Here is an 11,100-nt window from a genome sequence, read left to right on the forward strand (position 1 = left end):
GGTGAAACTGCCCTGCTCCGCGACCGCCGCAAAGGCTGCGAGGTCATAAAGATCGTCCCGTTTCATTCATGCACCGCATGCATAAGCTTAAGTGGATTATAGCGTCTAATCGGAATCGACAACCAGCGTTATCTGGCTGTCTGCGGGCCCTGGCCTCTGGTCTGCTCGATAGTCCGTAGGAGCAAATTCATGAAGCTTATAGTGAACAACCGAGAGGTCACGATCGATGCCGATCCTGCGATGCCCCTGCTCTGGGCGCTGCGCGACGTTATCGGGCTGACCGGCACCAAGTTCGGCTGTGGTGCCGCCCAATGCGGCGCCTGTACGGTGCATATGGATGGCGAAGCCATTCGTTCCTGCATCACGCCAATCTCCGACGCCGAGGGCAAGAAGCTCACCACCGTCGAAGCCGCGACCGACGGCACCGACCGCGTCGGTGCCGCCGTGCATGCAGCCTGGATCAAGCACGACGTGGCGCAGTGCGGCTACTGCCAGAGCGGCCAGATCATGAGCGCCATTGCCTTGCTCAAATCGCTGCCGAGCGGCCAGCAACCCACCGCAGACAGCATCGACGCGGCCATGGCCGGCAACATCTGCCGCTGCGGCACCTATGTCCGTATCCGCGCCGCCGTGGCCGACGCCGCCCGCACGCTCGCCTGAAGGAGCCGCCATGTTGCCCAACATCGACTACAGTGAACTGCCGCGCGCGCTCCAGCACATGCTGGAACGGGGGCAGACCGTGAAGACGCTGCCGCGCCGCAGCTTCCTGAAACTCGCCGGCGCCACCGGGCTGGCGCTCGGCGCCTTTCCTCACATCGCGATGGGCGATGCGGCCGCCGGTGGCAAGGCCGCCAGCACTCTCAAGCCGACGCAGCAGCCGTCAGCCTTCGTCCAGATCGCCGGCAACGGCGAAGTCACCGTGACCATCAACCGACTGGAATTCGGACAGGGCGTCCACACCGCGTTGCCGATGATCCTGGCGGAGGAGCTCGACGCCGACTGGAGCCTGGTGCGCAGCCGGCACGGCACCAACGATGCCGCCTATGTCGATCCGCTGTTCGGCATCCATCTCACTGGCGGCTCGCATTCGATCAAGAACAGTTTTTCGCAGTATCGCGAGCTCGGCGCACGCGCACGGGCCATGTTGCTCGGCGCCGCCGCGGCGCGCTGGAAGGTCGACGTAGCCACGCTGCGCACGCAGGCCGGTACGGTGCTCGGTCCCGGCGGCCGCAAGCTCGGTTACGGCGAACTGGCCGAAGCCGCCATGGCGCAGCCGGTGCCCGAGAAGGTTACGCTGAAGGATCCCAAGGATTTCCGCATCATCGGCCGCCCCACGCCGCGCCTGGATGCGCGGGCCAAGAGCAGCGGGCGACAGGATTTCGGCATCGACATGCGCCTGCCCGGTCAGTTGACCGCCGTCGTCGCRCGTCCGCCGGTGTTCGGCGCACGCCTTGCCGCGATGGAAGACGCCGCAGCGCGCGCCGTCAAGGGCGTCAGGGCCGTGCTGCGCGTGCCGCTGGATGGCGGCGCCGAAGGCGTCGCGGTAGTGGCAGACGGATACTGGCAGGCCACGCAGGGCCGCGATGCGTTGAAGCTGACTTGGGACACCGCCAAGGTGGAGAAGGTCGACAGCGAACGACAACTCGTCCAGTACCGCGAGCTGGCCGGACGTCCCGGCCCGCGCAAGTTCGACGCCGACATGGCGCCGCTCGCCACAGCCCCCCAGCAACTGGAAGCCGAGTTTGTATTCCCCTACCTCGCCCACGCGGCGATGGAGCCGTTGAACTGCACCGTTGCCCTCACCGAGGGCCGCGCCGAGCTGTGGGTCGGCAGCCAGTGCGCCGGATTGGATGCCGGTGCGGCGGCGCGTGTGCTGAACCTCAAGCCCGAGCAGGTGACGGTCCATGTGCAGATGGCCGGCGGCGGCTTCGGCCGACGTTTCTCCAGCACGAGCGACACCGTGGTCGAGGCCTGCGAGATCGCGAAGGCCGCGCGTGCCGCCGGGCTGAACGCACCGGTGCGCACGCTGTGGAGCCGAGAGGACGACATGCGGGGCGGCTTCTACCGTCCCATGCATCTGCACCGCGCCCGCGTCGGCTTCGACGAGCGCGGCAACGTTCTGGCCTGGGATCACGTCATCGTCGGCCAGTCCATCACCACGGGCTCCGTGTTCGAACAGTTCCAGGTCAAGAACGGCATCGACGGCACGGCCACCGAAGGCATGCGGGATCCCTACCCGCTGCCGATGCGACTGACCGTGCACCATCCCAAGCTCAACGTGCCGGTGCTGTGGTGGCGCAGCGTGGGCTCCACCCACACCGCCTTCGTGATGGAGACCCTGCTCGACGAAATCGCTCGCACGACGCAGCAGGATCCGGTTGCCTATCGGATGCGCATGTTCGGTGACAAGCATCTGCGCCACAGGGACGCGCTGCAACTGGCGGTGGACAAGAGCGGCTATGGCAAGACGCGCCTACCCGAGGGCCGAGCCTGGGGCGTGGCCGTGCACGAGTCCTTCGATTCCGTGGTGGCCTATGTGGTGGAAGCCTCGGTGAAAGACGGCCGTCCGGTGCTGCACCGCGTGACGGCAGGCGTGCATTGCAATCTGGCGGTAAACCCGCGCACCGTGGAGGCCCAGGTGCAGGGCGCGGCGGTCACCGGCCTGTCGATGTGCCTGCCGGGTTCGGCCATCACGCTCAAGGAAGGCGTCGTCGAGCAGAGCAACTTTGACGGCTACACCGTCGCGCGCATCACCRACATGCCCGAGTTCAACGTCCACATCGTGCCCAGCGCCGAACCGCCCACGGGCATGGGCGAGCCCGGCTTGCCGGCTCTGGCACCGGCCTTCGCCAATGCCATCGCTCGACTGACCGGCAAGCCGCTGCGTCAGTTGCCGTTCAAACTGGCCTGACCAGGTGGCAAACGGCTCGATGAATTTACCGAAGATCCACTTCATCAATGGATAGAGAGCTGACGTCATGACACCAGACGCGAACAAGGGAGTGATGATCCGTTTCACGGAATTCATCAACACCGCTAGCGAGACTCTGGCCGCAGAGCTCATTTCTCCGGATGCGATCTTCCATGTCCCCGGGCGCAGCGAGCCGATGCGAGGCCCTGCGGGCTACCTCGCGATCATCCAGATGATGCGGGGAGGTTTCCCGGATATTCAATGGACGCTCGAGGAGATGGTCGCCGAAGGTGACAAGGTGGCTGCTCGCTTCACCATGCGAGGCACGCACCTTGGCACCTTCTTCGGCACCCCATCGACCGGGAAGACAATCGCGGTCCAGGCGCTGAACATCTATCGCCTGTCTGACGGGCAGATCATCGAGGAGACGGGGCAACCCGATCTGCTCGGATTACTTCAGCAGATTGGCGCGGTCCCTGGAAATTAGCGGCTGACCGGAAAGCCGCTGCGTCAGCTGCCCTTCAACATCGACAACAAGAGTCAAGCATGAGCAAGGTCTGGTTCATCACGGGTGCAGGTAGCGGCATCGGCGCGGCAACCGCCAGAGCGGCATTGAAGGCCGGCGATCGCGTCGTTGCGACTGGCCGCAACCTCGACAAGCTCCGCAATGCCCTGAACGACGTCGCACGCGACAACCTCGCGGTCGTCCAGTTGGACGTCGCCGATGAGGCACAGGCAAAGCCTGCGGTCGACGCAGCGATTAAGGCGTTCGGGCGCATCGACGTTCTCGTCAACAATGCCGGCTACAGCCTGCTCGGCAATTTCGAGGAGTTGAGCACCGCTGAAATCGAACGGCTGATCGCGACCAATTTCTACGGCGTGATGTACGTGATGCGTGCGGTGCTTCCGGTCATGCGGAAGCAGAGATCCGGCCGGATCATCAATATCAGCTCCCTGGCGGGTATCGTCGGCTTCAAGCATTGCGGGGCCTATAGCGCCGCAAAGTTCGCGGTCGAGGGCCTGTCGGAATCGGTTGCCCATGAGGTCGAGCCGTTCGGCATCAGGATCACGGCAGTTGAACCCGGCTTCTTCCGGACGGACCTTCTCGAAGCTCACAACGTCAAATATGCCCGGAGCTCTATCGAGGACTACGCGGCAGAAGGCCCTGCTGAAAATATGTGGTCAGGCTATCACGGCGCCCAGCAGGGTGATCCGGCCAGGCTTGGCGACGTCCTGGTCAAGATCGCCGGGATGGACAATCCACCCAAGCAGTTTGTGGCCGGCAGCGACGCGCTCGCAGTGGTCAAGCCAGCGCTCGAAGCTCGGCTTGAGGAGTTGCTAGCTCACGCGGATCTCTCCAAGTCGACGGACGGCTCCTTCTGAAGTCGCGTCGCGCTGAGGGAACTTCGCGAGTGCCCGCCCTCTTCAGCGCATGATGAAGCCGCCATCGACCGAGATCGATTGGCCGGTCACGTAGCTGGCTGCATCGCTACAGAGCCACAGCACCGCGCTCGCAATCTCCTCGGGGCGGCCGACCCGTCCCATCGGCACGCTCTTCTCTAGAGCTTTGAGAGCATCGCCCTGACCGGCGGCAACCATCTGGTCGGCCATCGGGGTCCAGATCAGCCCGGGGCATATGGCATTGATACGGATGCCGCGTGCCGCATATTCGAGCGCCGCGCTCTTGGTGAAGCCAAGGACGCCGTGCTTGGCCGCGTGATAGATGCCGCGCTCGGCGCCTCCCACAAGTCCCCCGAGAGACGAGCAATTGACGATCGCGCCGCTTCCCTGTTTGCGCATCTGTTGCAGCTCGAATTTCATGCAGCTCCATTCGCCGCGGAGATTGATCCCCATGACGCGGTCGTAATCCTCGCGCGTGGTGTCGGCCGTCTCTGCGAGGRCATTCTGAACGCCCGCGTTGTTATAGGCGGCATCGAGCCTGCCGAAGGCGGCGACCGTCTTCGCGACCATGGCTTCGACCTGTGCGTCATCGGAGACGTCGCAGCGGATGGCGATGGCCTTATGACCCCGGGTGGCCAGCTCCCCGGCCTCGGCACGTACTGCGTCCTCGTTCCAGTCCGCCAGCGCGACGGACGCCCCGGATTCCGCGAAAGCCTTTGCCGTGGCGAGGCCCAGCCCGGACGCAGCGCCGGTCACCAGCGCAACCTGTCCCTCGAATGAAATGTTCATGGATATCTCTCCTGTCGATGTATCAGATCGTCGTACGCGCCGTCAGCGCTGCGTACGCGCGGCTTCCGCCTGCGGGTAACGGTCGCCCGTGATGGTGATCTGCGCGACCGCGGCGTTGATGTGCCTGATATCGTCGGGTGTCAGCGCGACCGCGGCCGCGGCGATGTTTTCGTCGAGACGGCCGAGCTTGGTCGTGCCGGGGATCGGGACGAGCCACGACCTCTGCGCCAGCAGCCAGGCCAATGCGATCTGCGCCGGCGTCGCACGTTTCTGGGCGCCGATCTGAGCCAGCAGGTCCACGACCGGCCGGTTCGCCTTGCGGGCCTCGGGCGTAAAGCGCGGCAAGCCGGCGCGGTTGTCATTGCCGCCGAAGCTGGTGGTCTCGTCGATCTGGCCGGTGAGGAATCCCCTGCCGAGGGGACTGAACGGGACGAAGCCGATCCCCAGCTCCTCGCAAGCCGGCAACACCTCCGTCTCGGGCTGACGCCACCAGAAGGAGTATTCGCTCTGGATCGCGGCGACCGGCTGGACCGCATGCGCGCGGCGAATGGTGGAGGCGCCGGCCTCGCTGAGGCCGAAATGCCTGACCTTGCCCTCGGCGATCAGATCCTTCACCGCACCAGCGACATCCTCGATCGGGACATCGGGATCGACGCGGTGCTGATAGAACAGCTCGATCGTCTCGACCCGCAACCGCTTCAACGAGCCCTCCGCCGCCTGCCGGATACGTTCGGGGCGGCTGTCGAGCCCACCGGAACGCCGGGCGTCGGCGGGACCGAGGTCGTGGCCAAACTTGGTGGCAATGACGACGCCCTTCCGGAACGGCTCCAACGCTTCGCCCACGAGTTCCTCGTTGGTGAACGGGCCGTAGACCTCGGCAGTGTCGAAGAAGTTGACACCGCGCTCCACCGCCGTCCGGACCAGCGCGATCATCTCGCGACGTTCCGGCGCCGGGCCGCGATGATAGTTCAGGCCCATGCAGCCGAAGCCGATGGCCGAGACCGCAAGGCCGCTATCGCCAAGCTCGCGCATCTGCATGTTCATTCTCCTCGGCGAGCCGCTCGCACCAGCACGCAATCACCTGCGATACTGTTCGTCGCTGACCTTCTCCATCCAGTCGACATTCTTGCCGTTTAGCGATTCCGTGATGGCGATATGCGTCATCGCGGTTGTCGCGGTGGCGCCATGCCAGTGTTTCTCGCCGGGCGGAAACCAGACGACGTCGCCGGGGCGGATTTCCTCGATCGGTCCCCCCTCGCTTTGCACCCAGCCCAGGCCGGACGTGACGATCAGGGTTTGGCCAAGCGGATGGGTGTGCCACATGGTTCGGGCACCGGGTTCGAAAGTTACTTGACCGCCGCTCAGACGTACCGGGTCGCCCAGCTGAAAGAGCGGATCGACGCGGACCGTGCCGGAAAACCATGTTTCAGGGCCCCTACCAGAGGGGCGTGAGCCGTTGCGTTTGATGTCCATCGTTGCCTGCCTTCCCGTTGTCGGACCAGTCTCTTCCAAGGCCCTCGCAAAGCCCGCATGCGACGATGCCAGCATGGCCAATCCGGCGGCGCCTGAGAGCACGCTCCGCCGCGTCAGCGCGCTCGAGGCGTCCGCAGCGCTGCTCCCGCATTGCCGGAAGGGAACGTCCGATCGATCCATATGCCGAGCTCGCCTCACTTCGCGGGACTGCGCCATATCTAATGCGTGCGGCTATGCGGACTAGCCACTATCATCGGCATGGACTTATAAGGAGGATCGATAAATGCAGCGCGGAAATCTCGACGACCTCTCGGCCTTCCTGATCGTCGCCCGTGAAGGCAGCTTTACGAGAGCCGCCGCGAAGCTCGGCATTTCACAGTCCGCGCTCAGCTACACCATCAAGGAGCTCGAGGCGCGGCTGAAGCTGCGCCTGTTGACGCGCACCACGCGCAGCGTGTCGCCGACGGCCGCGGGTGAACGTCTGTTGCGCAACGTGGGTCCACGGATCGCGGAGATCGAGGCCGAACTCGTCGCCTTGACCGAGCTCCGGGAAAAGCCCTCCGGTACCATTCGCATCACGGCGACCGAATATGCCACCGACGCCGTCCTCCTGCCGAAGCTTGCGAAGCTGTTACGCGAATATCCCGACATCAAGCTCGAGATCGTCAGCGATTACGGACTGACGGATATCGTCGCGCAGCGTTTCGATGCCGGCGTGCGGGACGGCGAGCAAGTCGCGAGAGACATGATCGCGGTGCGAATCGGCCCCGACGCGCGCATGGCCGTCGTCGGCGCTCCGTCCTATTTCCGGAGCCGGCCGGAGCCGAAGAAACCATCGCAACTGGTCGTGCACAATTGCATCAACCTGCGCCTGCCGACCCACGGCGGATTGTACTCCTGGGAGTTCGAAAAGGGCTCGCGGGAGCTCAAGGTTCGGGTCGATGGCCAATTATTCTTCAACACCACGACCCAGATGCTCCAGGCGGCGCTTGCCGGCCTGGGCCTGGCCTATCTGCCGGAGGGCCTCGTACAGCCCCACATCAACAAAGGCCGCCTCAAGCGGGTGCTCGAGGACTGGTGTCCTCCCTATCCCGGCTACCACCTCTACTACCCGAGCCGGCGCCAGCCTTCCGCGGCTTTTGCACTCCTTGTCGAGGCGCTGCGCCACCGGGACTGAGCTGTCACCTCGGCAAAGCGCCAAAGGCGATGGGCGTGGTTCGGATCAGCTTCAGCGACCGGACCATCTTCTCCACGGTCGCCTTGTATGTCTTGAAGTGAGCGGTTTCCAGGTGAGACCGGTAAGCATCCTGATCCCGGTAGATCTCGAACACCCTGACGCGCGTGGGATTGTCGTTTTCGGAGACGGCATAGAGCGCAATGATACCGGGCTCAACGCGCGTGGCAGTCTCGATGTGCTCGGCCACCGCAGCCTTGTAGGATTCAAGCTGTGCGGGATCGATCTCGATCTCCGCTTCCTGCACGTAGAGCGGCCGCACTTCGGCGGCGGCAGCGGTCCCGGAAACGGCTGCCGTGAGCACGGACCCGCCGATCAGGAGAAGATGCGAGATACTCAAGTCAGCCTCCTCGCGAATGGGAAGCGCGAACGCCATCTCCGGCATGGTATTCGATCTTCGCGGTGGGATGCGGCTAATGCGGCCGCTTCGCAAACACATCCTTGGCGACGGCCATCGCCGAAAACACATTCGGCCAGCCGACATAGAACGCAAGTTGCGTGATGGCTTCCGAAGCCTCCGTCTGGGTCAGGCCGTTATCCATCGCCCTGTTGAGGTGCGGCGTGAGCTGCGCCATCTGCCCGTTGGCGATCAGCGCGCTGACGGTGACGAGACTGCGGTCCCTGGGCGCAAGGTCCGGACGCAGCCACAGGTCACGAAACAGCACGTCGGTGGTGTACTGCACGACACCCGGAAAGGACGCGCCGAACTGGTCCTGGACGAACGTCGCACGCTGCGCCTCGGCAGCCTCGTCAAGCGGCAACGGCGTCACCGTGACGGCCGGAAGCTCACCGACGCCGATGTTGCGGGCGGCGAAGACGTCCTTGGCAACAGCGACCGCGGACATCGCATTGGCCCAGCCGGCGTAGAAGGCGAGATGCGTGATGATCTCCGAAATCTCGCCCGGCTTGACGCCGTTATCGAGCGCCAGATTGAAATGATACGGCATCTCGATCGACTGATTGCGCGCGATCAGCGCTGCCAAGGTGACGATGCTGCGGTCGTGCGGCGCGAGGCCGGGGCGCTTCCAGACATCGCCAAGCAGCCGGTTCTGCGTATAGGCCTCCAGCGCCGGGGCGACCTTCCGAACATCCTCATACGTGAGCGCAGCCTTCGATCCGGTCATGGCGCCAGTCTCCTCCGTGCGGGCCGATGGCATGGCCATCACCAGAAGCAATGCGATGGCTGCGGCTTGCGGTTTCATGATGATCTCCTGTGCGCCACGGCTTGTTCCCGGACGCTCGCGCGCCGGCGGGGCGTGGTCGCTCTTCGCAGGCTTGTTATAGGCAATCGGTCGCCATGCGATTAGATGGTGCAATCCGCATGGACTTATCGAGCAGGCTTATGAATCTGTCCGATGGAGCACGCTTGGCGATACGCCGCAGCACTGGGACCCATCCTCGTGAGCGGGAAAGAACTGGGTCCCGGCTCTGCGCGACGCTTCGCTGCGCTTGTCCGGGACACGGTAGACTGCCCTAGGCCGCCTTCTTGCTCTGCGCCAATTGCGCCAGCTGCCGCATGATCTCCGTGGTGCCGGCTGCTGTTGCAGTGCCCCTCGCTCTCATCTATCAAATCTAAGAAGCCGGCAGAACCACATTCATCCACGTCGCAACGCGCCGGTCTTGCGCCGACGCTTCACAGCGACGCGCTGTTGCGAGTTGGCCAAGGACTCTCAGATGCATCCCACCGATCTGCCTACCCAACCCGGCGTCGTTCGTCCCGGCGCGATCGGTCACAGCCRCGCAGTCGTCGGCCGCAATTTCGCGTTCATGCCGCCTGAAGGCGTCTTGAAGAGCCGGCTGCCGGCGTGGGTGTCAACGACTGTGCGTTTTCTGGCGGCGCCGAGCCTCGGAGCCGATTTTGCCCAGTTCATGCTGGAAATCGAGCCCTCGGGCGGCACGGCCCAGCCGATCTGCGTGGACGTTCAGCACTTCTTCTACGTCGTCACGGGAGCCCTCGACATCAGMATCGGCGCCGAACCCCCGACCTCATTGACGGCAGGCGCCTTTGCCTACGTTCCGGCCAACACGTCCTTCGCGATGAGCTGCCATCCCGCTGCTCCCGCCCGCGTTCTCGCGGTCAAGAAGCGTTATGAAGCGGCTGAGGGCATCGCGTCACCGGCGGCAATCATCGGTCAACAACAATCGATGCCGATAACGAACCATACCGGACTGGAGGGGCGCGGCTTCAAGCACCTGCTTCCAATGGGCGACTTGCGGTTCGATTTCGAGATGAATCTGATGTTCTTCCAACCCGGCGTCTGCTTTCCAGCCGTCGAGACCCATATCATGGAGCACGGGTTGTTCATGCTGGAGGGGCTAGGCTTGTATTATCTTGGCGATAGCTGGCACGAAATCTGGGTCGATGACTTCATCTGGATGGGATCGTTCTGTCCGCAGCAATTCTATCCGACCGGTTCGAACCGATCGGTCTACCTTCTGTACAAGAACGTCAACCGGGACGTCGTCCTCTGACAAGCGTCGCGGGACACCGGCGCGATTCAGCGGAGCGGAAGCGATAGTCGCTCCCTACGCCGCCTTCTTGGCCTGCGCCAGCTGCGCCAGTTGCCGCATGATCTCCGTGGTGCCGGCGAGCCGCTCTTCCGGGGTCTCCCAGTCCTGCAGGAACACCACCTTCATGTCGGGCCGCACCTTCGCGGCCTGGCCGTGGCTGCGGATGAACGTCACCAGGCGATCGGGATAGGCGAACGAATTGTCGCGGAACGCGATGACCGCGCCCTTCGGGCCGGCGTCGATCTTCTCGACATTGGCCCTGCGGCAGAACGCCTTGATCGCGGCGACCTTGAAGAGATAGCGCACCTCGTCGGGCAGCACGCCAAAGCGGTCGCGCATCTCGGCGCCGAAGTTCTCGATCTCCTCCTCGGTGTCGAGATCGGCCAGGCGCCTGTAGAGCGACAGCCGAACCGAGAGATCGCTGACGTAATCCTCCGGGATGAGCACGGGCATGCCGATCGTGATCGACGGCGACCAGCGGTCGGCGGCGGGCTCGGAGACGCCGGCCTTGAGGTTGACGATCGCCTCCTCCAGCATCGACTGGTAGAGCTCGAAGCCGACCTCCTTGATATGGCCGGACTGCTCCTCGCCGAGGAGATTGCCGGCGCCGCGGATGTCGAGGTCGTGCGAGGCGAGCTGGAAGCCCGCGCCCAGCGTCTCCAGCGATTGCAGCACGGTGAGCCGGCGCTCGGCCTGCCCCGTGATCTTCTGCTGCGCCGGCAGCGTGAACAGCGCGTAGGCTCGCAGCTTGGAGCGGCCGACGCGGCCGCGGAGCTGATAG

12 protein-coding genes are annotated in these 11,100 nt (G+C 64.3%); 6 read left to right on the forward strand and 6 right to left on the reverse strand.

The features are described from left to right. Positions 1-189: 189 nt before the first annotated feature. From AC1D00_RS10515 to AC1D00_RS10530, 4 genes are all read left to right on the forward strand, one after another. Positions 190-660: a (2Fe-2S)-binding protein gene (locus AC1D00_RS10515; protein WP_477010625.1), complete on the forward strand. Its 471-nt coding sequence runs from the start codon at positions 190-192 to the stop codon at positions 658-660. A 10-nt stretch (positions 661-670) separates the two neighbouring features. Continuing rightward, positions 671-2,911 carry a xanthine dehydrogenase family protein molybdopterin-binding subunit gene (locus AC1D00_RS10520; RefSeq protein ID WP_477010626.1) on the forward strand — a complete coding sequence of 747 codons (2,241 nt, stop codon included), beginning with the start codon at positions 671-673 and terminating at the stop codon, positions 2,909-2,911. Positions 2,912-2,978: 67 nt separating this feature from the next. Next, positions 2,979-3,398: an ester cyclase gene (locus AC1D00_RS10525; protein WP_135175353.1), complete on the forward strand. Its 420-nt coding sequence runs from the start codon at positions 2,979-2,981 to the stop codon at positions 3,396-3,398. A gap of 59 nt (positions 3,399-3,457) precedes the next feature. After that, complete coding sequence (locus AC1D00_RS10530) at positions 3,458-4,294, forward strand: SDR family NAD(P)-dependent oxidoreductase (protein ID WP_477010627.1); 837 nt, start codon at positions 3,458-3,460, stop codon at positions 4,292-4,294. A 42-nt stretch (positions 4,295-4,336) separates the two neighbouring features. Here AC1D00_RS10530 and AC1D00_RS10535 read toward each other — a convergent pair whose 3' ends face one another. From AC1D00_RS10535 to AC1D00_RS10545, 3 genes are read right to left on the reverse strand one after another with little or no spacing between them, the layout of a single operon-like run. Further along, positions 4,337-5,101, reverse strand: coding sequence for an SDR family NAD(P)-dependent oxidoreductase (locus tag AC1D00_RS10535; RefSeq protein WP_477010628.1), 765 nt, complete (start codon positions 5,099-5,101; stop codon positions 4,337-4,339). A 42-nt stretch (positions 5,102-5,143) separates the two neighbouring features. Next, positions 5,144-6,139 carry an aldo/keto reductase gene (locus tag AC1D00_RS10540; protein ID WP_477010629.1) on the reverse strand — a complete coding sequence of 332 codons (996 nt, stop codon included), beginning with the start codon at positions 6,137-6,139 and terminating at the stop codon, positions 5,144-5,146. Between the two features lie 39 nt (positions 6,140-6,178). Next, complete coding sequence (locus AC1D00_RS10545; RefSeq protein WP_209312074.1) at positions 6,179-6,574, reverse strand: (R)-mandelonitrile lyase; 396 nt, start codon at positions 6,572-6,574, stop codon at positions 6,179-6,181. Positions 6,575-6,857: 283 nt separating this feature from the next. Between AC1D00_RS10545 and AC1D00_RS10550 the strand changes: the two genes are divergently transcribed. Further along, entirely contained in the window at positions 6,858-7,751 is an 894-nt protein-coding gene (locus tag AC1D00_RS10550) for a LysR family transcriptional regulator (RefSeq protein WP_477010630.1), read from the forward strand. A 4-nt stretch (positions 7,752-7,755) separates the two neighbouring features. On the opposite strand, the gene AC1D00_RS10555 is transcribed toward AC1D00_RS10550, so the two are convergent. Further along, the gene (locus tag AC1D00_RS10555; RefSeq protein WP_135175399.1) at positions 7,756-8,148 is read right to left on the reverse strand and encodes a putative quinol monooxygenase; all 393 of its coding nucleotides are present in this window, start codon (positions 8,146-8,148) and stop codon (positions 7,756-7,758) included. A gap of 73 nt (positions 8,149-8,221) precedes the next feature. Further along, positions 8,222-9,010, reverse strand: coding sequence for a carboxymuconolactone decarboxylase family protein (locus AC1D00_RS10560; RefSeq protein ID WP_477010631.1), 789 nt, complete (start codon positions 9,008-9,010; stop codon positions 8,222-8,224). A gap of 472 nt (positions 9,011-9,482) precedes the next feature. Between AC1D00_RS10560 and allE the strand changes: the two genes are divergently transcribed. Further along, positions 9,483-10,280 (forward strand): (S)-ureidoglycine aminohydrolase, encoded by a 798-nt coding sequence (gene allE / locus AC1D00_RS10565; protein WP_477010633.1) that lies wholly within the window; start codon positions 9,483-9,485, stop codon positions 10,278-10,280. Between the two features lie 54 nt (positions 10,281-10,334). Here allE and AC1D00_RS10570 read toward each other — a convergent pair. Continuing rightward, a partial coding sequence (locus AC1D00_RS10570; RefSeq protein ID WP_477010632.1) for a TRCF domain-containing protein occupies positions 10,335-11,100 on the reverse strand: 766 nt, incomplete at its 5' end.

It is taken from the genome of Bradyrhizobium sp. P2_E8 (genome assembly GCF_056403875.1).

Excerpts from the sequence above, each read along its gene's own strand:
- AC1D00_RS10515 (WP_477010625.1), top strand. The coding sequence starts at position 190 with ATGAAGCTTATAGTGAACAACCGAGAGGTCACGATCGATGCCGATCCT.
- AC1D00_RS10525 (WP_135175353.1), top strand. The coding sequence starts at position 2,979 with ATGACACCAGACGCGAACAAGGGAGTGATGATCCGTTTCACGGAATTC.
- AC1D00_RS10530 (WP_477010627.1), top strand. The coding sequence starts at position 3,458 with ATGAGCAAGGTCTGGTTCATCACGGGTGCAGGTAGCGGCATCGGCGCG.
- AC1D00_RS10540 (WP_477010629.1), bottom strand. The coding sequence starts at position 6,139 with ATGCAGATGCGCGAGCTTGGCGATAGCGGCCTTGCGGTCTCGGCCATC.
- AC1D00_RS10545 (WP_209312074.1), bottom strand. The coding sequence starts at position 6,574 with ATGGACATCAAACGCAACGGCTCACGCCCCTCTGGTAGGGGCCCTGAA.
- AC1D00_RS10550 (WP_477010630.1), top strand. The coding sequence starts at position 6,858 with ATGCAGCGCGGAAATCTCGACGACCTCTCGGCCTTCCTGATCGTCGCC.
- AC1D00_RS10560 (WP_477010631.1), bottom strand. The coding sequence starts at position 9,010 with ATGAAACCGCAAGCCGCAGCCATCGCATTGCTTCTGGTGATGGCCATG.